Genomic DNA, 22,454 nt, shown 5'->3' on the forward strand with positions numbered 1-22,454 from the left:
ATGAATAAAATAACAACACTTTTCAATGTTAAATACCCAATAATCCAAGGAGGAATGATCTGGGTTAGTGGACATAAATTGGCCAGCGCTGTCAGTAATGCTGGAGGACTAGGGTTGATAGGTGCTGGATCAATGTATCCGGAAGTTTTACGGGAGCACATTCAAAAATGTAAAAAAGAAACGTCAAAACCATTTGGAGTGAACGTTCCCATGTTATATCCTAACTTGGAAGAGATTATGAAAATAATTGTCGAAGAAGAGGTGAAAATCGTTTTTACTTCGGCAGGAAATCCCAAAACCTGGACATCATTTTTAAAAGAAAAAGGAATAACTGTTGTGCATGTTGTGAGTAGTTTAGTATTTGCTTTAAAAGCACAAGAGGCAGGCGTTGATGCTGTTGTTGTTGAAGGTTTTGAAGCTGGTGGTCATAATGGAAGGGATGAAACAACCACATTAACATTAATCCCAATAGTTAAAGAACAAATTAAAATTCCTATTATTGCAGCTGGAGGAATTGGTACTGGGAGAGGAATGCTAGCTGTTATGGTTCTTGGTGCTGATGGGGTACAAGTAGGAAGTAGGTTTGCGGCCTCAATTGAATCATCAGCACATGAAAATTTCAAAAAGACAATCTTAGATGTCAAAGAAGGTGGAACGCAATTGACATTGAAAGAATTAGCTCCAGTGCGTTTAGTGAAAAATAAATTCTATAATGATGTTCAAGCGCTTTATGAAAAATGCCCAACCAAAGAAGAATTAATTGATTTATTAGGTAGAGCGCGAGCAAAACGGGGTATGTTTGAAGGAGATTTAATTGAAGGAGAACTAGAAATAGGACAAATAGCAGGAGTGATCAATGAAATTAAATCTGCTGAAGGAATTATAATAGAAATGATTGCTGATTTTGACACAGCTAGAAAAGAAGTTGAAGTGTTTGATTTTTAATATAAAGAAATGACTAAAATAAAATTATATATCATATTACTTTTTTTAGGACTTGGTCTGCAGCAGGGATACAGTCAAAATTATAAGTTTAAAACTTCTGGGTTTAGTGTTTTGGAAAAAAACGAAAGAGGAAAATGGGGGAAATGGTCCGACTTGAATTTGGTCAACATTTTAGTTTCATTGGACACTAATAAAAGCAGATTTGTAATTTATTCAGAAGTGATTCAGTTATTTGAGATTATCGTGTATCAACCAATAGCCGAAAATGATACTGATATTGTGTATTCTTTTACTTGTAAAGATAATAATGGAGAGGATTGTACCTTATCAATTATTACAAGAAAAAATCAGGACAATAGAAAACAATTGTATATCAATTATGATAACAGAATTATTGTATATAATATTTTCAATATGTAATTTAAATCATAAAAAAAGTCGCGAATAGCGACTTTTTTTATGATTTAAAAACAATTTTTACCGTGGTCTTTATAAAGATAATTATTCTACATCTTTAATAAACTCATCATATTCTAAATAGAAAAGTTCCAAGGCGCTCATTTTATCGTTGTAGAAATCAAATATTACATCCCAATTGTTTCTATTACTTACACCTACACCTAGTTTTTCTACCCAAATTCGGCTAATGGTTTTTCCGCTTTCTAAAACATAGTCTTTTTCAAAAACTAAATCTTTAATAAATTCCTCTTCTAAAATATTTTTTAAAGCTACCATTTTCTCAAAATAAGCAGTACGCTTTTCGTCATTGCGAGGTTCAATGTCAATTAAGACTTGTGCTTTTTTATTGTCAACATAAAATTTAAAGGAGAAGTCTTTTATTTTGGTATCGTATAGGACCCATTTTCTTGGGTATTTCTCTGCGAATGTGATCCAGAATTCTCTTTTTAATTTTTGAGTTTCTTCTTTGCTGTACATTTTGTTTCTCTGAATTTGATTTTAGAAAATTTGCGAAATCTTATTTTCTAGACTATATTTATATAATAATTTGAATGCAAAAATAGACTTTGATAATGGATTTTCAATCATTTTTAGAATTTGTTCCTTGTTTAGCAGAAGCGAAACTTCCCGCTATGGCTTCCCATGTGAAAATGGCTCCTATGGAAAGGATTGAAAGCTTAAATAGTACTGTGGAGAATAAAAACGCTAAAAAAGCTGCAGTAATGATGTTGCTTTATCCTAAAAATGGAATAACACATTTGGTTCTTATTGTTCGTAATTCGTATGAAGGGGTACATTCTGGACAAATTGCATTTCCAGGAGGTAAATATGAAAAAGAGGATTTAAATTTTTCGACAACAGCTTTGCGTGAAACACATGAAGAAATTGGTGTCCTTCCTGAAAAAATGAAAATAATAAAGCCTTTTACACCTATGTATATTCCGCCAAGTAATTTTATGGTATATCCTTTTTTCGGAATTTGCAGTGAGGAAATTTGCTTTGTTCCTGATGCTAGTGAAGTGGCCAGAATAATTGAGCTGCCATTATCCGTTTTTCTAAATGATGAAATAATTATTAATGCTAGACTTTCAACTTCGTATGCAAATGATATTAATGTTCCTGCTTTTGAAATAGAAGGGCAAGTGGTTTGGGGGGCTACGGCAATGATGTTGAGTGAATTGAAAGATGTTTTGAATTCTACACTAGAATATAGAATTTAGTTTATTAACTTAAAATTGAAGTAAAATAAATGTAGGATAAGAGATTAGGTGTTTCGAAAACACGACAAAAATAATTTTTGTAAGTTTGTAATCCGAAATCAAAAAAATAAACAAACACTTTTATGGGGTTATTTAAGAGAAATCCTTTTGGTCATATACTATTTTTGAAAAAATGGTTAATTCGATTTTTTGGTGCAGCAACACACAGGCGCTATAGAGGATTTAATGAATTAAAAATTGAAGGTTCGGAGATTATCAGGAATCTACCAGATACAAATGTGCTTTTTATATCCAATCATCAAACATACTTTGCTGATGTAGTAGCTATGTTTCATGTTTTTAATGCTAGCCTAAGTGGTCGTGAGGATACCATAAAAAATGTATGTTACTTATGGCAACCGAAGATGAATATCTATTATGTAGCTGCCAAAGAAACAATGAAATCTGGTTTGTTGCCACGTATTATGGCATATGCTGGAGCGATATCCGTAGAGCGTACTTGGCGAGCAAAAGGGGTTGATGTAACAGAGAAAAAAGATGTAAACCCTAACGATACGGAGAACATAAAAATGGCGCTAAATGATGGATGGGTAATTACTTTTCCTCAAGGAACGACTAAATCTTTTAAGCCAGTTCGAAAAGGAACGGCTCACATTATAAAAGAACACCGTCCTATAGTGGTACCTATTGTAATTGATGGCTTTAGACGTTCATTTGACAAAAAGGGACTACGTATGAAAAAGAAAGGAATTCTTCAGTCTTTTATAATTAAAGAACCTTTAGAAATTGACTATGATAATGATACAATTGATGAAATTGTTGAAAAAGTTGAGTATGCTATTGAACAACATCCGTCTTTCCTAAAGGTAATTCCGTGTGAGGAAATAGAAGAGCAGGAAAAATTAAATAAGCTCCGTAGGTGGGAATATTAATTATAAAAAAAAGAGTTAGCCATGGCTAACTCTTTTTTTTATAAATCTATTTTTTTTAATTCTTTATAATTAGCATACAATCTGCGTAGCAGGATGCCGTAAAGTAATCTGTAAAATAACCAAAAAACACCAAAAAAGGCAACAGTTGTTAATACTAAAACGCCAATAGTTATAGCCATAACTTTTCCGCTATTTGTAATTTGACTCATTAAAGCACTTGTCTCGGGATTGTATAGCAAAGCAATTATATACCCGATAATCAAACTAATCAATGCCATTCCTAGATTATACCATACATAACATTGAACCGTTTTTCTTGTTCTTAAAATGGTTTTCATTAATTGTTTAGTAGATTCGGTAGTTGAAATTTGAATGTAATTTTTATAAAATAAATAGATAAAAACCAATATTACACCATAGTTTAAATAAGTAATTCCCTTCATAAAAGGAATCAATTCAACATGATCCATTTTTTTAAAATAGTCATCAGTATTAAAAAGAATACTAATGGATGTCCATAGAAGTACTTCTAAAATGCTAATAATCAAAATCCACTTTACTATAGACGAGGATCTTTTATGAATCATTTTATAAATCTCTATTTCACTTATCTGAACAAAAGAATTCTCGTTCTTTTTCCAGTCTTTTTTTAATAAATCCAGCTCTTTCATATTCCTTAAGGATTTAATATCTTTTTTAATTTCCCTTTTATTCTGTTCATTTTAACTCTCGCATTGACTTCACTAATCCCTAATGTCTCTGCAATTTCTCGGTAATCTTTGTCTTCTAGATACATAAAGACCAACGCCTTTTCAATATCACTGAGCTGATAAACCGCTTTGTACATGAGCTTAATCTGTTCTTCTTCTTCATAGTTGTAATCGACTTCTTTGATAAAGTGCTGCCGGCTCTCGTATTCAACTGTAGCGATCGATCGTTTGTTTTTTCTGTATAAAGTAATGGCAGTATTTAAGGCAACACGATACGCCCAAGTAGAAAATTTGCTATCGCCCCTAAATTTTGGAAAAGCCTTCCATAGTTGAATGGTGATTTCTTGAAACAAATCCTTATGTGCATCTTCGTTGTCAGTATACAACCTACATATCTTGTGGATTATATTCTGATTGTCCTTCAGTTGCTTTACAAAAGAATGTTCTAGATTTTCACTCATATATACGTTAGTAATCTAAATTTAGATTTTGTTACAAAGTACCGCTTTTTTATTTTCTAGCACCATGATTTGAATTACAATAAAGTCTTGTCCCGCTATCCATTGCAATCCACGCAAAAAAGCGTGGGATTTCCATTGCTATCGGGGCTATCTATACCGTCTATTTTTCATAATTGCATTTTCAGTTGCAGTAATTTAGAACAACAAACACTAAACTTTGTATATTTGAGTTTTACAAATTTGAAACAGCATTTAATTATGAATATCCCAAATTCAACTTTACCTAGAATTGTTATTATCGGTGGCGGTTTTGCAGGAATAGCGCTAGCCAAACAATTAAAAAATAAAAAGGTACAAGTAGTTTTATTGGACAAGCACAATTACCATACATTTCAACCCTTATTGTATCAAGTAGCAACAGGTGGTCTTGAAGCCGGATCTATAGCGTATCCAATTCGTAAAGTAATTCAAGAATATGATAATTTTTATTTTAGATTGACATCTGTTCAAGAAATAGACACTAAAAACAAAAAAGTAATTGCCGAAATAGGGGAGTTGAGCTATGATTACCTTGTTATTGCTACCGGTTCCAAAACGAATTATTTTGGAAATAAAGAAATAAAACGCAATAGTATGGCTATGAAAACCATACCGCAATCACTCAATATTCGTTCTCTTATTCTGGAAAATTTTGAACAAGCTGTTTTGACTACAGATGTTGCCGAAAAGAATAGCTTAATCAACTTTGTACTCGTAGGAGGTGGACCAACAGGAGTGGAACTGGCAGGCGCATTGGCCGAAATGAAAAAAGCTATTCTTCAAAAAGATTATCCCGATCTTGATATTGCAAAAATGGGAATTAACCTCATACAAAGCGGAGACCGAATCTTAAATACAATGAGTGAGAAATCATCATTGGCAGCCGAAAAATTTCTAGAAAGTTTGGGCGTTACAATTTGGAAAAATGTTCGAGTAACTAATTATGATGGACGCACCATTACCACTAATTCCGATTTAACTTTTGAAACGGCTACTGTAATCTGGACGGCAGGTGTTCAAGGAGCGCTTGTAGCGGGTCTAGATGCACAATCTCTTGTTGAGCGAGTAGAACGTATTCGGGTGAATGAATTCAATCAAGTAAAGGGTTATGACAATATATTTGCCGTAGGAGATATTGCTTCTATGGAAACGAAGGAATACCCAGAAGGACATCCCATGATGGCACAGCCTGCCATGCAGCAAGGAAAATTATTAGGAGAGAATATAATAAAGTTAATTCAGCATAAAGAGATGCAGCCTTTTGAATACAATGACAAAGGTTCTATGGCTACTATAGGTCGAAATAAGGCCGTTGTTGATTTGCCTAATTACCATTTTAGTGGTGTTTTTGCTTGGTTTGTATGGATGTTTGTACACTTGTTTTCCCTTATTGGATTCAAAAATAAAGCTGTAGTTTTCTTGAATTGGGTGTACAATTACATTCGTTTTGACCGGGAAGGTCGATTAATTATTCGTCCTTATAAAAAGAAAAGCTTTACTTCTTTTACTAGTGACGAGGTTTAGTTTTTTTAAGGTTCAAGGATTCAAGGATTCAAGGATTCAAGGATTCAAGGATTCAAGGATTCAAAGATTCAAAGATTCAAGGATTCAAGGATTCAAAGATTTCAAGTGAGAAAGGAAAGTTCATTTTTTTGTTTTCTTACTAAAGTTTTTTTTCTTTGTAATAGTTTACCATTAAATTGATGAATTTACTGTAGCTCTCCATCCCATCTTTTTGTTGATTTAATTTCAAGAAATTATCATAAAAAATATGGAATGCACTTTCAATTGGGCTTTGGTATTGTTTTCTAAAATTGCTACTTTCTTGGTAATTTTTTAAAATTCCAGGGTGAACTGTTTTTAGTAATTGTTTAAAAATTTTCTTATCTCGTATTTCCCAATTACCTAAGCAGTATCGCAGAGCAAAGCTGTACCCTGAGTATTGAAAATACAAATCTTCATTTTTTATAGAAGCCATAAATCCTATAAAATTGCATTCGCTTTCACTGGCATAGCCCATTTGGTGTGCCATTTCATGACAGGTAGTGGTAGGAAAATTATACATAGGAACTAAATCATTGACTTGTGCTTCATTTGTAAAAGGATTCAAATAACCACTAAAACCCATATAAGATAATGGCAAACTAAGTAGTGATTTCTTGGTACTTATTTGGTTAAAAGTAAAATAGTGATACTCCTTGGATAGGTTTTTATACCCATTTAAATTCTTTTGGAATGCCTGATTTTGGGTGTAGGGAAATTTTACTTTCAAACTGTCATTTTGGGCTAACTGTCTCTGTATACTATTTGTTCTAATTATTAAAGCTTTGGTGAAATCAAGTAAATCAGCATCGGTATATTCTCTTTGAATAGCCATTTTTTCAAAAAGAGGTTGACGATAATAGTTAAACGCCCAAAGGCTGTGAAACAAAAAATAAAAAACGGAAAAGAAACTTAGAATAGTCAAAATGTTATTTTTCCACTGCAATTTCCAAGATTTTCTTTTATTCCAAAACCATTTTATAATCAAAAAAATAAGAATAAAATAAATGCAATCTCCAATAGAAAATGGAATCGCTCCTAAAAAAGTCCTTAAAAATGCTGCGATACTAGGGTACAGCCCGTTACTATAGTTTTGCTCTATCCATTCTGGGTAAAAAGGAATGATTTGTAAAAAAATGATTTGAACAATTAGAAAAAAAGGTAAAATGTATTTCGGTTTCACAGGATTCATTTATAGAATGTAAATATAATTACAATATCAATTAGTACCGAAAAAGAATTTAAACTTTGTAACTTTGGACTTTAAAAATGTTAAACTTCAAACAATAATAAATGAGTCAAGAAATAAGAAATTTAGAGCCCAAAGTACTTTGGAATAAGTTTGCCGATTTGAATGCAGTTCCTCGCCCTTCAAAAAAAGAAGAAAGAGTAATCGAATTTATGAAAGACTTTGGAAAAAATCTTGGATTAGAAACTTTTGAAGATGAGATCCGTAATGTAATTATTCGTAAGCCAGCGACTCCAGGAATGGAAAATCGTAAAGCAATAGTAATGCAAGGACATTTGGATATGGTTCATCAAAAAAATGGAGATACCATTTTTGATTTCGATACTCAAGGGATTGATATGTATGTTGATGGAGACTGGGTACGTGCTAGAGGGACTACATTAGGGGCCGATAATGGACTTGGAGTTGCGGCTATAATGACGATTCTTGAAAGTACTGATATTCCACATCCAGCTATCGAAGCATTGTTTACGATAGACGAAGAAACAGGAATGACGGGTGCGTTAAATCTTAAAGGAGGGATTCTTCAAGGTCAAATTCTATTGAATTTAGATACTGAAGAAGATGACGAAATTGATATCGGTTGTGCTGGAGGTATTGATGTGACAGCTACTGCTGAATATGATGAAGAGGAAACACCAGAAGCTTCTGTTGGATATAAAATTACGGTAAAAGGTTTAAAAGGTGGGCATTCTGGAATGGATATCCACAAAGGATTAGGGAATGCTAATAAAATTATGAACCGTTTGTTATTTGATGGTTTTGATAATTTTGGTTTGCAAATTTCTGAAATACAAGGAGGAAGTTTACGTAACGCTATTCCTAGAGAAAGTGTTGCAACAGTAGTAATTGCTGAAGTGTATGATGAAGCATTTGTTTTTGATATGCAACAGATTGTAAATGATATCAAAACAGAATTAAAAACGACTGAGCCAAATCTTGAGGTTGTTTTCGAAAAATTAAAAGCAGCTCCTGCTAAAGTAATGCCTTCAATTGCTCAATTTTATTTTGTTAGAGCAATGTATGCAGCTCATAATGGGGTTTATGCTATGAGTGCTGATTTTGCTGATCTTGTGGAAACATCTAATAATATTGCAAAAGTAGTAGTAGGAGATGGGAACCTTACGGTTAAATGTTTAACACGTTCTTCAGTGGAAACGGCTAAGTTTGATTTAGCAAACGGTTTACGTTCTGCTTTTGAATTAATGGGTTGTGAAGTGGAATTTTCAGGATCTTATCCGGGTTGGACTCCTAATGCTGAATCAGAAATATTAGATGTTCTAGTTCCTATTTATGAAAAACAAAATGGAGCAAAACCAAGTGTTGTAGCGTGTCATGCAGGATTAGAATGTGGAATTCTTGGAACTAATTATCCTGAAATGGATATGATTTCTTTTGGACCAACAATCCATGGAGCGCATTCACCTGATGAAAGAGCAAGTATTTCTTCTTCTCAGAAATTCTGGAAATTTTTAGTAGAAATTTTAGCTAATATTCCGTTGAAATAAATTTCAGCCTAAATTATAAAACAAACCCTCGTTTAGTAATAAACGAGGGTTTGTTATTTAATAAGAATTAGTCTCTTTTTGGACTGTTTTTCTTTTCTCTTTTTTCGTCTTTCTTTTCTTTAGCCGTTTTTAACGGTTCTTTCTTTGCTGTTTTCTTAGCGTCTTGACTTTTTGCCATGATATGTATTTAGATTTTCGGTTATTAATTTATTTGATTGAAGTAAATGTATATAATTTATTGATTGTGTTTGAATTTTATTTTAGAAAATCGCCGTCAATGATTAATAATTCAACTCCATAAATTGAAGTAGAACGATGAGAACTTAAATCATCTGAGACAACATAAGTTCCACCTTCGGATAATGAAACTTGATTTCCAGATTCCAGTTCGCTTATAAAGCTTCCTTTTAAGCAATGTACAATATGCCCTTTTTGACACCAATGATCTGCTAGATACCCTTTAGAATAGCTCACTTTTCGAATTCGTAACCCTCCTAATTGTAAAGTTTGCCAAAACGAAGTTCCGTTTTCTCCTTTGTGTTCTGTTTTCTCTATGGTATCCCAATTAATAGTTTGAAAAGGTATATTTGACATGTTGATAGGTATATTAGGTTAAAAAAAATCCCCAACTACAAGTAATTAGGGATTGTTATTTTTTTAGTAAATGTGTTATTATTTCTTCTTTAATATTTTATACTCTTCATAGCAACCACTTATAGCGTCCATGATTTGTAAGTCATTTGCTGTTTGTATAAAGGCTTCGGAATAGTTGCAACGTTGCAAAATTTCGGCTATTTCTTTTTTTTCAACACCAAGGAGTACAGCAATAGTTTCTCTGTCAAATTTAGATTCCAATAAATTACGTACCGTATCATCTTTTTTCATTTCCTTAAGTTTTTTAAGTTCTTTGGGGTTGTTTCCAAAGAAATTATAAAGCATGTCAGCTGGATTGAAAATGGAGCCAAGAACTCTTCCAAAAGCATTTGGTGAATATTCCCCTGCTTCATAACCATGAGTTAATCCAGAAATGCTATAACGGAAGTTTTCGTTTGTTGGGATTGTTTTTGAGTCGACTTCAAGATAACCAGTTAAGTTAAATGGTCGGATAACTACTTCTTCAAGTGCAATTGCTTTTTCAGTAAGGTAGATTTTTGCTACTTTGTTTTTGATCCAGTCATTGGTTACTTTAACTCTCAATGATTGAAATCCTAAAAGAGAAAGATGTAGAGTGTCGCTTGGTTGCACATCAATTTCAAAATATCCTTGAGAATCAGTACGAGCTCCTCTTACTTTGTTGATATTGATTATGTTGACATTAATCAATGGACTTTTGGTATTATCATTATAGATATAACCAGATACTTTTTGAGATGGAGTGATAACTTGAGCTGAGCTAGTTATGGAAAGTAATATAAAAAAGAAAACTACAAAATATTTCATAAACTGATTTAAAACTTTAAAAGTAGTAAAACAGGATTAAATATTTTGTAGTTCTCAGATATAATTATCAGAAAATTAACAATAAATGTTAGTCTCTTCTTGGTCTTCTTGGTCTAGGTGAATCACCGAAACTTTCAGAACGTCTAGGTGCTCTGTCAGAAGATCCTTCTCCTCTTGGAGCTGAACTTCTTCCACCAAATCCACCTTCTCTTGGAGCAGAGTTTCTGTCGCTTCTGAAACCACCTTCTCTTGGAGCTGAATTTCTGTCGCTTCTAAAACCTCCTGAACCTTCACGTCTTGGAGCAAAATTACCTTCTCTTCTTGGAGCTGAACTTCTTCCTCCACCAAAACTTCCACCTGAACTTCTTCCATTATGGTCACGTCTTCCGCCACCGTCATTTTTAGAAATTTCAACATTGATACGACGTCCTTCTAATTGTACGTTGTTCAATACTTCCATTACTTTATCAGTATGTTCTGGATCCGTGTTAAAGAAAGAGAATCCTTCTTTTACATCTACTTTGAAAACATCATCACGACCTAAGTCAAGAGTTTCTTTCAAGTAGTCTTTTAATGACATCCAATCAAAGTTATCTCTAGAACCGATGTTCACAAAATATCTTGTTGCACCACCATTATTATTTTCTCTTGGAGCACCATCTCTATCATCGCGATCACGTCTTTCAGAACCTGAAGCTTGATTAGAAATATCTCTAGTTTTCTTGTAATAGTTGATAAAACGATTGAACTCAACAGAAACCATTTTCTTGATTAACTCTTCTTTCGTTAAGTCTTCAAGAACATTGTTTATTGCAGGAAGGTAGTTGTCAATTTCGTGATCAACTTCTACATCTTTAATTTTATTCGCTAAATGTAATAATTGGATTTCACAGATTTCAATTCCAGATGGGATTGTTTTTTCTTCGAATTTTTGCTTGATGATTCTTTCGATAGAAGAAATCTTACGCAATTCACTTTTAGTTACAATAACGATAGAAGTACCTAATTTACCAGCACGACCAGTACGACCTGAACGGTGATTATAAGTTTCTATTTCGTCAGGAAGTTGGTAGTTCACTACGTGAGTAATGTTATCAACGTCAATTCCACGTGCTGCAACATCAGTAGCTACAAGCATTTGGATTTGTCTTCCTCTAAAAGATTTCATAACACCATCACGTTGCGCTTGAGATAAATCTCCGTGCAATGCAGCAGCGCTGTATCCATCTTCAACTAATTTTTCAGCTACAGCTTGTGTGTCACGCTTAGTACGACAGAAAACTACTGAGAAAATGTCTGGATTAGCATCGGCTAAACGTTTCAAAGCTTCGTAACGGTCACGAGCATTTACAAGGTAAAACTCATGAGAAACTGTTGCAGAACCTGAATTTTTAGCTCCTACAGTAATTTCGATAGGGTCTTTCATGAATTGTTTTCCAATACGTGCTACTTCAGCAGGCATTGTTGCAGAGAACAACCATGTGTTTTTTTCGTCTGGAGTAGTTGATAAGATGTTTACGATGTCTTCGTAGAATCCCATGTTCAACATTTCATCCGCTTCGTCTAGAATACAAAAATTAATTTGAGAAATGTTTACCAAACCTCTATTAATCATATCTTGCATTCTTCCTGGAGTAGCTACAATAATTTGTGCTCCTCTCTTAATGTCTCTCGCTTGTTCCGTAATGCTAGCTCCACCGTAAACTGCTACCACATTAATACCTTTTTCGTATTTAGAGTAGTTTTTAATTTCGTTGGTAATCTGCAAACACAATTCGCGTGTTGGAGATAAAATCAATGCTTGTGTATTTCTATTGTTGGCATCAATTTTCTGAATAACTGGAAATCCAAATGCTGCCGTTTTCCCTGTCCCTGTCTGAGCCAACGCAACCATATCTGTGTCTTTTTCCAATAATAGGGGAATCGCTTTCTCCTGTACTTCGGTCGGATTCTCAAATCCTAGATCTAAAATCGCCTTCAGTAACGATTCACTCAATCCTAATTGTTCAAATTTATTCATATGTATTTTTAAAATAGGGTGCAAAATTACTGTTTATAATTCAGATAAACTAATGCTATTTTAAGTTTTAATGTTTTATTATTATTTGATTATCAGAAAGTTATATTTTGCTTTCGAGTTTTGGGGTTATGATTTATAATTATAAGAGCTATTTTTCTGCTCGAAATTTAAAATTTTGAATAAAAAATGTTGTATTTCAAACAATTATTCTTTGTTTATTAAAAAGGCAATTAATTGTTGTGTTGCTTTTCCTCTATGACTGATTTTGTTTTTTATTTCTGATGATAGTTGAGCAAAAGTTTCCTGATACCCTTCTGGTTTGAAAATGGGATCATAGCCAAATCCTTTGTCACCCCATTTTTCTTCAGTAATTTTCCCTGTAGCAATTCCTGTAAATAGTTGTTGTTTTCCATCTTTATTTAAAGTAATCACCGTTTTGAATTGTGCATTTCTATTCGATTTCCCTGATAAATCAGTCAACAGTTTATTCATATTGTCGTTTGAATCTTTTTGTTCTCCGGCATATCGGGCGGAGTACACTCCTGGAGCACCGTGTAAGGCTTCTACTTCTAGCCCTGTATCATCAGCAAAACAATCATAACCATATTTTTGAGTGACATAGTTTGCTTTTAAAATTGCATTTCCCTCAATAGTATCCGCAGTTTCAGGAATCTCTTCATGACAACCAATGTCTTCCAAACTTAGCAATTGTATTGTTGCTGGAAGTAATTGTTGAATTTCCTTTATTTTATTTTTGTTATTGGACGCGAAAACAAGCTGCATATTTTTAAACTTTATAATTTAGTAAAACAAATATACTATTATTTAAAAGGTATAGAGGTTTCTATTATTTGCGTTTTATCCTTTGTTGAAAACGAATTAGATGTAAATTTCAGTTTTTTTCTTAAAAGTCTATCTTTTTTATAATTTCTAAATAGAATGAGTTAAATTGAGGTTAAACGGTTGTCTTTTATGGATTTGAGTTTTATTTTAATGTATCTTTACTATGTGGTTTTGATTAATTACTTGTGTATTTTTAATCTTCACATAAGATAAAAAAACGCAATAGTCAGCTATACTGTTAGAAGTATGAGTTGATAATGGTAAATCAGAACTTACAACTGGAGGGCTATAGATGCCCTCCTTTTTTTTGGCATAAATAAAATGATTCTCTTTTATTTTTATTAAAAACGAGAGACATTCGTTAAGTTATCTGGAAAATAGAGATCAGATAGTTTAGTGAATTCATCTCCACGCATAAAAATAGAATTATCGACTTCATTATAACTGGATTTACCAGCTGCCGCTAAAAGTTCATTAGCCGCATGTAAAGTGTTTTTATGGAAGTAGTACACTCTTTCAGATTTGTCTGTAACAACTAATCCTTTCATTAACATTTTATCTTGGGTTGCAACACCAGTAGGGCAAGTATTGTTATTGCAACGTAATGCTTGAATACAGCCTAATGAAAACATAAAACCACGGGCACTATTGCACATGTCTGCCCCCATTGCAATTGCTCTAAGAATGGAATAGCCTGAAATAATTTTACCACTTCCTATCACGCGTATTCTATCACGGATATTTAAACTGATTAATGTTTTGTTTACAAAGATCAATGCGGGTTCAAATGGCATACCTACGCCGTCTGAAAATTCAAGAGGAGCTGCCCCTGTACCTCCTTCGGCACCATCAACCGTTATGAAATCAGGAAAACAATTTTGCAGAATCATTTCTTGACAAATTAATTCAAATTCACTGGTTTGGCCAATGCATAGTTTGAATCCAATGGGTTTTCCATTTGATAATTGACGTAGTTGGGCTATAAACTGAATCAAGCCTTCGGGGTTACTAAAAGCAGTGTGACTAGGTGGTGAAAGTATGGTGGTATGGGGTTCTACACCTCTTATTTTTGCGATTTGTTCTGTGTTTTTTGTGGCAGGTAATACACCACCATGTCCAGGTTTTGCTCCTTGAGATAGTTTTATTTCGATCATTTTCACAAAAGGATGATTGGCTTTTTCTTTGAATTTTTCAGCATCAAAATTCCCTTCATTTGTTCGACATCCAAAATATCCAGTACCTATTTGCCAAGTAACATCTCCGCCTTGTAAATGGAATTGAGTTAATCCTCCTTCTCCTGTATTGTGATAAAAGTTTCCTTTTTTAGCTCCTTTATTAAGTGCAATAATGGCATTTTCGCTTAATGAGCCAAAACTCATGGCTGAAATATTCAATAAAGAAGCGGAATAAGGTTGTTTGCAATCTGGGCCACCAACCGTTATTCTTGGGAGTTCATGATTAACTTTTGCTGGAAATATAGAATGTTTGATCCCTTCATAACTAGATTGGTTGATGTCTAATTGCGTCCCAAAAGGGGTTGTAGCATCAATATTTTTGGCTCTTTCATAGGCAAGGGAACGTTCATTTCTAGAAAAAGGTTTGCCGTCTGTTGTTCTTTCAATAAAATATTGCTGAATTTCGGGAGCTATCATTTCAAATAGATATCTAAAATATCCCAGTACAGGGAAGTTTCGTAAAATAGCATGCTTGTGTTGTAAACTATTAAGGAACCCAATAAATAAGAGTGATAATAAAACGATTGATATTACTAGACTTGTATTGAAATAGATATAGAATAGCATGGATAGTAAGAAAGCGATAGTTACAAAAACAAAAAATTTTTTTCTCATGTGAAGATGATTTTAGTGGGAGCACTAAATTAAGAAGAATATAGCTTCTTTATTGATTTATGTAAGATTTTATTGAAAAAATATCTATTTTTATTTTTCAATATATTTGCAATAAAACTAAACTATATTTTATTACGTATATTAATAAATAGTAAAGGTCAAGATATGAGATTGTATAATAATACCACAAAAAGTAAATCCAAAATATTCTTCTTTTTATTCTTCTTTTTTTTAACAAATTCTTATTCTCAATACGTATTTCATTCTAATGATTTACCTAATGTCATTTCGTTGCATAAACAGGCATCGATAATAAATGTAGGCGATAAGACTCTTGACATAGAATATATAATTTCAAACTATGATTCTTTACATCCTCAAGCATTAAAGACTAAAAATGAGGATTTAGGTTTTACAAATGATAATTACTGGGGGAAACTGCAGCTTCAAAACGATAGTGATTCTGTTTTGAATTATTACCTCGAAACGGCTCGCCCGATAACTGATGTGGTTGAATTGTTCCTTATAGACGAGTCAACGGGAGAGATTTTAAAGCAACAAAGTGGAGATAATATTCCTTTCTCAATGCGTTCTTTTGACAATCGGAAGTCGATTTTTAATATTATAATCAAACCAAAAGCGAAAATAAAAATGTTTTTGCATCTTAAAAGTGATGGTGAGGTATTAAAAATGCCTTTGATGTTATATACTTCTAGGAGTTTTATAGACATGATTTCAAATGAGCAGTTTCTATTTGGTATATTCTATGGAATATTAACAATTGCAGCAATAATTTACTTTTTCTTCTTTTTTGCATTGGGTGAAAAAACTTTTTTATATTATAGTTTATATGTAGTTTTTGTTGGTTTATTGCAGTTTTCTTTAGATGGTTTTTTCTTTAAATACATCACCCCAAATGGAGGATGGTTTTCAAATCATGCTGTTTTATTATTAGCTATTGTCGCTGCTTTTTTATCAGGTAAATACAGTGAAGTTTTCTTGAAAATAAAAGATAACAGTAAATCTTTTTATAGATTATTTAATGTTAGTTATGCTACGTTAGGGGTTTTGTTTCTTTGTACACTTTTTATTCCTGCCACTTTATCATTTTGTTATATAGCTGTAAATGTGCTGGCACTAATATTTTTGATTCTAATTGTTTGTTCCGTAATTTACCTTTATTATAAAAAAAAGAAGGTTGATTCTTTATTTACAATTGGTATATTCTTTTTAATTCTTGGGTTCACCGTTTTTATCCTGAATAACTTTGGAATGGTGCCTAATAATTTTATAACTCAAAACAGTTCGAAATTTGGAACTGGATTAGAAATAATTTTTCTTTCGCTTTCGATGTCTAATTTAATCAGAAATCTTAAAAACGAAAAAAATGAATTAAATCGCCTGGCTTTGGTTCGTTCAGAAGAAATGAATGATTTGAAATCTTATTTTTTATCGAATATAAGTCATGAATTAAGAACGCCCTTGAATGCCATAATGAATTTAATTGATTCAGTTTCAAGTGATGTGGAGGATGAAAAAATCAAAAAAAACTGTCAGGTTATAAAGTATTCTTCTCATAGTTTATTAAGCTCCGTAAATGATATTCTTGATTTTTCAAAAATTGAAAAGAACGAATTGAGATTAGAAAGTGTGCCTTTCAATCCTTTGCATACTTTGGAGCGAATTAAAGAGACCGCAGAGTTAAGATCTAAAGATAAAGGATTAGAGTTTAATTTTTCTAAGAGAGATGGTTTTCCACTTTTAGTGAAGGGAGATGAAATGCGGTTTTCGCAAATAGTAAATAATGTTATTAGTAATGCTATTAAGTTTACTTCCGAAGGCTTTGTAAATTTCGATATTGAATCTCAAATTAAACCAGATGATAAGGTGAGTTTGATTATTTCCATATCTGATTCCGGTGTTGGTATTAAAAAGGAAAAAATGGATAGTATTTTTGATTCATTCTCTCAAAATAGTATTGATAATAAAAGGAAATTTGGCGGTTTAGGATTGGGACTTTATATTGTAAAAACGTTGGTTGATATGCAAGGAGGAACTATTGTAATGAATAGTTACCCAGGTAAAGGAACCACTTGTAAAATTACGATTGATTTTGAAAGTGTGGAGCAACCAAAATTGGATGTAGTTTCGGCTGAACCTGAAGTGTATGATTTAGAGGGAAAAACAATTTTAGTGGTTGAAGACAATTCCATTAATCAAATGGTGATTAAGATGATTACTAAAAAATGGTTGAATACAAATGTTGTTTATGCGAATAATGGACAAGAGGGATTGGATGCTTTTAAAACCAATACTTTTGATATTGTTTTAATGGATCTGCAAATGCCTGTTATGGATGGTTATGAGGCAACAATTGCGATACGTAATGGTGAAATAGGTTCAGCGTATGCAAACATTCCTATCATAGCGGTAACAGCGGATGTTATGGAAGGCACCAAATTAAGAGTTACAGAAATAGGAATGAATGATTACTTAACAAAACCTATAAAAAAGGAAACGTTGTATCAGGCGATAAAAAAGCTAGTTTAACTAAAACGCAAGCGTACATATACGTGTTTAATTCCTTTCTTGTCAGAATCTCTTTCGTCAATTTCTAGAATATCAGTTAGGGATTTTAACATGGGAGTTAGTTTTGGAAAACCATAATTTCTAGGATCAAATTCAGGTTTTTTCTTAACAATGAGGTTTCCTACGTCGCCAAGGAAAGCCCAGCCACTATCATCAGCAATGTCATCAATGGAGTCTTCGATAAGATCAATTGTAGGTTCGTCAATTTTACTCAGTGGTTTTTGAGTGTTTTTCTCGGCTGCTTTTTCAGTGCTTTTTTCAATTATTTTTTTCGTTTCCGTATTTGAAACTCTTTTAGGAGTGTTTTTCTTGATTGCGCCATCCAAAACTTCAATAAATACAAATCGGTCACAGGCACTGATAAAAGGTTTTGGTGTTTTTTGTTCTCCAATTCCTATTACTTTCATACCCGATTCACGCAGGCGTATGGCTAAACGTGTAAAGTCACTATCACTAGATACAATACAAAAACCATCTAGTTTGCCGGAGTACAATAAATCCATGGCGTCAATTATCAAAGCAGAGTCAGAAGAATTTTTTCCAGAGGTATAGCTGTATTGCTGAATAGGAGTAATGGCATGTTCTAATAAAACCCCTTTCCATCCTCCAGCATTTGGACGCGTCCAGTCGGCGTAAATACGTTTGGTTGTTGGAGTTCCGTACTTCGTAATTTCTTCCATCATTCCTTTTACATTACTATAAGGAACATTATCAGCGTCAATAAGGACAGCTAGTTTTAATTCTGTTGGATTTTGTGACATCTATAATTGAGTTGAAATATTATTCAAATATACAAAGTTTATTATTGGAATCGAATTTTTAGCCCTGATAGGAACGGCATCCTTTTACTTTTTTTCTTTAAAAAAGTAAAAGATATAGTGAATAGCAGGAATAGCTACAAAAAATAAATTTACTTTCAAGACTTTTATAAAATATAAATATTTATTTTTGCAACTTCTTAAAATTAAAATTATTACTTAAATATATTATGGTAAAGGATTTATTCGAAAGAATTCAAAACAATAAAGGGCCATTAGGAAAATGGGCTTCACAAGCAGAGGGATATTTTGTTTTTCCAAAACTAGAAGGAGAATTAGGGCCTAGAATGCAGTTTGGCGGAAAAGATATTTTGAATTGGAGTTTGAATGACTACTTAGGTTTAGCGAATCACCCTGAGGTGAGACAAGCGGATACAGATGCAGCAATTCAGTTTGGTGCAGCCTATCCTATGGGAGCGAGAATGATGAGTGGACATACGAAATACCATGAACAATTAGAGGAAGAATTGGCTGCTTTTGTAATGAAAGAATCAGCTTATTTATTGAATTTTGGTTACCAAGGAATGGTGTCTATTATTGATGCTTTGGTTACTAAAAATGATATCATTGTATATGATGTTGATTCACATGCTTGTATTATTGATGGTGTACGTTTGCATATGGGGAAACGTTTTACTTATAAGCACAATGACTTAGAAAGTATGGAAAAAAACCTGCAACGTGCTACTAAAATGGCTGAAACCACTGGTGGAGGTATTTTATTTATTACTGAAGGTGTTTTTGGAATGCGTGGACAACAAGGAAAATTGAAAGAGATTGTTGCTATGAAGCAAAAATACAATTTCCGTTTACTAGTTGATGATGCACACGGTTTTGGTACTCTTGGTAAAACAGGAGCTGGAGCAGGTGAGGAGCAAGGAGTTCAAGATAATATTGATGTTTATTTTTCAACTTTTGCAAAATCAATGGCGAACATTGGTGCTTTTGTAGCTGCGGATAAAGAAATTATTGATTATTTGAAATACAATTTGCGTTCTCAAATGTTTGCAAAATCGTTACCTATGATCCAAACTCTGGGTTCATTGAAACGTTTAGAATTGTTGCGTAACCACCCAGAATTGAAAGATAAACTTTGGGAAAACGTAAATGCATTGCAAACGGGATTGCGTTCAAGAAATTTCAATATTGGTGATACAAATACCTGTATTACTCCAGTTTATCTTGAAGGAAGTGTACCTGAAGCTATGGTTATGGTAAATGATTTAAGAGAAAATTACGGTATTTTCTTATCAATTGTTATTTATCCGGTGATTCCAAAAGGGATTATCTTGTTAAGAATGATACCTACAGCATCTCATACATTATCAGATATTGATGAAACATTGGTAGCATTTGAAGCAATACGTGAAAAGTTAGAAAACGGTACTTACAAAGAAATTGCATCTAGAACTAAAGTAGATTTAGACGCTTAATTCTTTACTTTTATAATAGTATAAAAAACATCAGCAATCGCTGATGTTTTTTTTTTGGACTCATTTAATGTAAGAATTTGTACATTTATAAAAACTAAATGATTGATGAGAAAGGTAATTTTATTAAGTATTTTATTAGGGAGTGTTTTTGTTTCCTGTAAAAAAGAAAAAAAAGAGACTACAACTCTACCAGAAAAGGCTGTTGTTGATACATCCAGTTCTCAGGAATGTTATAGCGCCGTTATTAAAAAAGATACGGTTTATATGACTTTGAATATTAAGGGAGATCAACAGGTTTCAGGGAAATTAAGTTATGTTTTTTATGAAAAGGATAAAAATTTTGGAACATTGGTTGGGGAAATAAAAAAGGATACCCTTTATGCCGATTATACTTTCATGTCCGAAGGTGTAACTTCAATTCGTCAAGTTGTTTTCTTGAAAAAAGGGAATAATTATGTGGAAGGGTACGGAGCAGTTATAGATGATAATAAGGGGGAAGTAATCTTTAAAGATGTGAAAAAATTAAATTTTGATGACAGTATGGTTTTATCAAAAGTAGATTGTAAAATGTAATTCAGTGTTTGTAACCAAATATAAATAGAAAATCCATCAGTTGTGTTGATGGATTTTCTATTTATTGTTTTATTAAAGATTTTTTCGGAAAGTCTTTCTACGGCAATGAATTTCGGGTTTAAAATGTTTCCATAAGTTATGAATTGCAATATTATCTGCTAATTCCGGTGTTCTGAAACAGTTTACAATACCTTTTTCTTTGAACGTATGATAATATTCATTGAATATTATAGCGGTAACTGCTTTGTTTTGAAAATCAGGATGTACACCGATGAGGTAAAAAATCATATCCTTACTTTGCTTTTTAGCTTTTAGTAAATGGATGAATCCAAAAGGGAATAATTTACCATTTGCTTTTTGTAACGCCTTAGAAAAAGAAGGCATAACAATACTAAAAGCAACTATATTATGGTCTTTATCCTCCACAAATTTAATATATTCCGGATTGATTAAACTGATGTATTTTTTCTTAAAATATTCTTTTTGAGTATCTGAAATAGCAACAAATGAAGATAAAGAAGCGTAAGAAGCATTGAATAAATCAAACATTTTATCTACATGCGGCATAACCTCTTTAGTAGTCTTGAAATTAAGCGGACTTAATTGATACCTTCTTTTTACTAAATCATTAGCTTTTTCAAAAAATTCCGGTTTTACATTTTCAAAAGGAAATTTACTTTCTATGTATTCTTTTTCAGTTACATAACCCAATTGCTCAAAGTGTTTTGCATAATACGGGTGATTGTACCAAGTAATCATAGTTCCCAATTGGTCAAATCCCTCAGTAAGCACTCCTACTTTATCTAAATTAGAAAAACCCATTGGGCCTTCAACATGTTCTAGATTGTTTTTTCGGCCTAATTCGTATACTTTTTCAAGCAAGGCTTTAGTCACTTCGATATCATTTATAACATCAAACCAACCAAAACGGACTTTCTTTTTTTGTTGATCGTTTACTTCGCTCCAATTCACAATTGCGGCAATCCTACCTGCAATTTCATTGTTTTTATAGGCGATGTAAAAATACGCTTCGGCATTTTCGAATGCAGGATTTTTAGCTTTATCAAATGATTCTAGTTCGTCAGCAATAATGGGTGGAACCCAGAATTCGTTGTTTTTATAGAGGGAAAAAGGAAATTTGATGTAATCCGTCATTTCCTTTTTTGTAATGGCTTCTTTTATTGTAATCATTAAGAAAAATGTTTTGTTTTTAAGACGATACCACGAATATAGCTATCTTTCTAAGAATTAAAAAATACGACATAAAAAAAAGCCCAAATTAATGGGCTTTTGAGTTTGAAAATAGCTATTTATTTTATTTGACTATCGTGATATTATTATTTGTTTGACCTTGTTTTTCAACTTCCCAAACTAAAACATCATTTAACCAAACTTTTTCTAATATAACGTAAGTACCATCATTTCCATTTCCTCTTTTATATTTTGTTTTGATAATATCAGTTTCTATAGAATTCCAATGAATATAAGTAATAGGATACTCTTCGGAAGCATCGCTATTTAAAAAGACACGCATTCCTTTTCCGGTTTCGTTTTCAGACAGTATGCCAAGAAAAAAACCTTTAGGATTGTCTAGTATAGCACTGGGTGTATCATAACCATAACCAAGTTCTTTTCCAGCTATTAGGTATTTTATACTAATGTTATTTTCGGGATATTTATCTGTGTTTAAAATGTTTTCACCAGCACTATTTTTAAGGTACACATTGATATTCGCAGAAATTAAGGTAGCCTGTTTGCTTTCAACATCGTTATTGCAGGAAATATATAGTATTACGGCAGCAAGAATAAAAATTTTTTTCATA

The 22,454-nt window shown here is 32.6% G+C and carries 21 protein-coding genes; 9 read left to right on the top strand and 12 right to left on the bottom strand.

All coding sequences use genetic code 11. From position 1 onward, the window contains the following. Both AB3G39_RS06920 and AB3G39_RS06925 read left to right on the top strand, forming a co-directional pair. Positions 1-945 carry an NAD(P)H-dependent flavin oxidoreductase gene (locus AB3G39_RS06920; RefSeq protein ID WP_367771325.1) on the top strand — a complete coding sequence of 315 codons (945 nt, stop codon included), beginning with the start codon at positions 1-3 and terminating at the stop codon, positions 943-945. A 9-nt stretch (positions 946-954) separates the two neighbouring features. Beyond that, positions 955-1,365, top strand: a complete 411-nt coding sequence (locus AB3G39_RS06925) for a hypothetical protein (RefSeq protein ID WP_367754487.1) — start codon at positions 955-957, stop codon at positions 1,363-1,365. An 81-nt stretch (positions 1,366-1,446) separates the two neighbouring features. Here AB3G39_RS06925 and AB3G39_RS06930 read toward each other — a convergent pair whose 3' ends face one another. After that, complete coding sequence (locus tag AB3G39_RS06930) at positions 1,447-1,881, bottom strand: DUF4268 domain-containing protein (RefSeq protein ID WP_367771322.1); 435 nt, start codon at positions 1,879-1,881, stop codon at positions 1,447-1,449. A 95-nt stretch (positions 1,882-1,976) separates the two neighbouring features. On the opposite strand from AB3G39_RS06930, the gene AB3G39_RS06935 reads away from it, so the two are divergent. Next, the gene (locus AB3G39_RS06935) at positions 1,977-2,624 is read left to right on the top strand and encodes a CoA pyrophosphatase (RefSeq protein WP_369769783.1); all 648 of its coding nucleotides are present in this window, start codon (positions 1,977-1,979) and stop codon (positions 2,622-2,624) included. 122 nt (positions 2,625-2,746) lie between these two features. Then, positions 2,747-3,556, top strand: coding sequence for a lysophospholipid acyltransferase family protein (locus AB3G39_RS06940; RefSeq protein WP_367771316.1), 810 nt, complete (start codon positions 2,747-2,749; stop codon positions 3,554-3,556). Between the two features lie 38 nt (positions 3,557-3,594). Here the strand turns inward: AB3G39_RS06940 and AB3G39_RS06945 are convergent, their stop codons facing one another. Together AB3G39_RS06945 and AB3G39_RS06950 are read right to left on the bottom strand one after the other, a co-directional pair. Then, positions 3,595-4,227 carry a hypothetical protein gene (locus tag AB3G39_RS06945; RefSeq protein WP_367771313.1) on the bottom strand — a complete coding sequence of 211 codons (633 nt, stop codon included), beginning with the start codon at positions 4,225-4,227 and terminating at the stop codon, positions 3,595-3,597. Between the two features lie 5 nt (positions 4,228-4,232). Further along, positions 4,233-4,727, bottom strand: a complete 495-nt coding sequence (locus AB3G39_RS06950) for an RNA polymerase sigma factor (protein WP_367754478.1) — start codon at positions 4,725-4,727, stop codon at positions 4,233-4,235. A 258-nt stretch (positions 4,728-4,985) separates the two neighbouring features. Between AB3G39_RS06950 and AB3G39_RS06955 the strand changes: the two genes are divergently transcribed. Next, positions 4,986-6,290 (top strand): NAD(P)/FAD-dependent oxidoreductase, encoded by a 1,305-nt coding sequence (locus AB3G39_RS06955; protein WP_369769784.1) that lies wholly within the window; start codon positions 4,986-4,988, stop codon positions 6,288-6,290. 139 nt (positions 6,291-6,429) lie between these two features. Here AB3G39_RS06955 and AB3G39_RS06960 read toward each other — a convergent pair whose 3' ends face one another. Further along, the gene (locus tag AB3G39_RS06960; RefSeq protein ID WP_367771308.1) at positions 6,430-7,500 is read right to left on the bottom strand and encodes a DUF3810 domain-containing protein; all 1,071 of its coding nucleotides are present in this window, start codon (positions 7,498-7,500) and stop codon (positions 6,430-6,432) included. Positions 7,501-7,601: 101 nt separating this feature from the next. On the opposite strand from AB3G39_RS06960, the gene AB3G39_RS06965 reads away from it, so the two are divergent. Continuing rightward, positions 7,602-9,065, top strand: a complete 1,464-nt coding sequence (locus tag AB3G39_RS06965) for an aminoacyl-histidine dipeptidase (protein WP_369769785.1) — start codon at positions 7,602-7,604, stop codon at positions 9,063-9,065. Between the two features lie 255 nt (positions 9,066-9,320). On the opposite strand, the gene AB3G39_RS06970 is transcribed toward AB3G39_RS06965, so the two are convergent. From AB3G39_RS06970 to AB3G39_RS06990, 5 genes are all read right to left on the bottom strand, one after another. Further along, positions 9,321-9,659 carry a DHCW motif cupin fold protein gene (locus AB3G39_RS06970; protein WP_367771302.1) on the bottom strand — a complete coding sequence of 113 codons (339 nt, stop codon included), beginning with the start codon at positions 9,657-9,659 and terminating at the stop codon, positions 9,321-9,323. A gap of 78 nt (positions 9,660-9,737) precedes the next feature. Continuing rightward, positions 9,738-10,505 (bottom strand): carboxypeptidase-like regulatory domain-containing protein, encoded by a 768-nt coding sequence (locus AB3G39_RS06975; protein WP_367771299.1) that lies wholly within the window; start codon positions 10,503-10,505, stop codon positions 9,738-9,740. Positions 10,506-10,593: 88 nt separating this feature from the next. Then, positions 10,594-12,525, bottom strand: coding sequence for a DEAD/DEAH box helicase (locus tag AB3G39_RS06980; protein WP_367754466.1), 1,932 nt, complete (start codon positions 12,523-12,525; stop codon positions 10,594-10,596). A 204-nt stretch (positions 12,526-12,729) separates the two neighbouring features. Next, entirely contained in the window at positions 12,730-13,308 is a 579-nt protein-coding gene (locus AB3G39_RS06985; RefSeq protein ID WP_367771296.1) for a non-canonical purine NTP diphosphatase, read from the bottom strand. A gap of 401 nt (positions 13,309-13,709) precedes the next feature. Further along, the gene (locus tag AB3G39_RS06990) at positions 13,710-15,218 is read right to left on the bottom strand and encodes an FMN-binding glutamate synthase family protein (protein WP_369752316.1); all 1,509 of its coding nucleotides are present in this window, start codon (positions 15,216-15,218) and stop codon (positions 13,710-13,712) included. Between the two features lie 165 nt (positions 15,219-15,383). Between AB3G39_RS06990 and AB3G39_RS06995 the strand changes: the two genes are divergently transcribed. Next, on the top strand, positions 15,384-17,768 hold the full coding sequence (locus AB3G39_RS06995) for a 7TM diverse intracellular signaling domain-containing protein (protein WP_369764657.1): 2,385 nt from the start codon (positions 15,384-15,386) through the stop codon (positions 17,766-17,768). On the opposite strand, the gene AB3G39_RS07000 is transcribed toward AB3G39_RS06995, so the two are convergent. Next, a complete protein-coding gene (locus tag AB3G39_RS07000) occupies positions 17,765-18,568 on the bottom strand; it encodes an NYN domain-containing protein (protein ID WP_367771288.1) in 804 nt (267 codons plus the stop codon). The genes AB3G39_RS06995 and AB3G39_RS07000 overlap by 4 nt on opposite strands. A gap of 227 nt (positions 18,569-18,795) precedes the next feature. On the opposite strand from AB3G39_RS07000, the gene AB3G39_RS07005 reads away from it, so the two are divergent. Both AB3G39_RS07005 and AB3G39_RS07010 read left to right on the top strand, forming a co-directional pair. After that, complete coding sequence (locus tag AB3G39_RS07005) at positions 18,796-20,058, top strand: aminotransferase class I/II-fold pyridoxal phosphate-dependent enzyme (RefSeq protein WP_369764658.1); 1,263 nt, start codon at positions 18,796-18,798, stop codon at positions 20,056-20,058. A gap of 105 nt (positions 20,059-20,163) precedes the next feature. Next, positions 20,164-20,631: a hypothetical protein gene (locus tag AB3G39_RS07010; RefSeq protein WP_369764659.1), complete on the top strand. Its 468-nt coding sequence runs from the start codon at positions 20,164-20,166 to the stop codon at positions 20,629-20,631. A gap of 72 nt (positions 20,632-20,703) precedes the next feature. Here AB3G39_RS07010 and AB3G39_RS07015 read toward each other — a convergent pair whose 3' ends face one another. Together AB3G39_RS07015 and AB3G39_RS07020 are read right to left on the bottom strand one after the other, a co-directional pair. Continuing rightward, on the bottom strand, positions 20,704-21,822 hold the full coding sequence (locus AB3G39_RS07015) for a GTP cyclohydrolase (protein ID WP_367771280.1): 1,119 nt from the start codon (positions 21,820-21,822) through the stop codon (positions 20,704-20,706). Positions 21,823-21,946: 124 nt separating this feature from the next. After that, complete coding sequence (locus AB3G39_RS07020) at positions 21,947-22,453, bottom strand: hypothetical protein (RefSeq protein WP_369764660.1); 507 nt, start codon at positions 22,451-22,453, stop codon at positions 21,947-21,949. Between the last annotated feature and the right edge of the window lies 1 nt (position 22,454).

The sequence above is a fragment of the Flavobacterium sp. WC2416 genome, assembly GCF_041200095.1.
Classification (GTDB): domain Bacteria; phylum Bacteroidota; class Bacteroidia; order Flavobacteriales; family Flavobacteriaceae; genus Flavobacterium.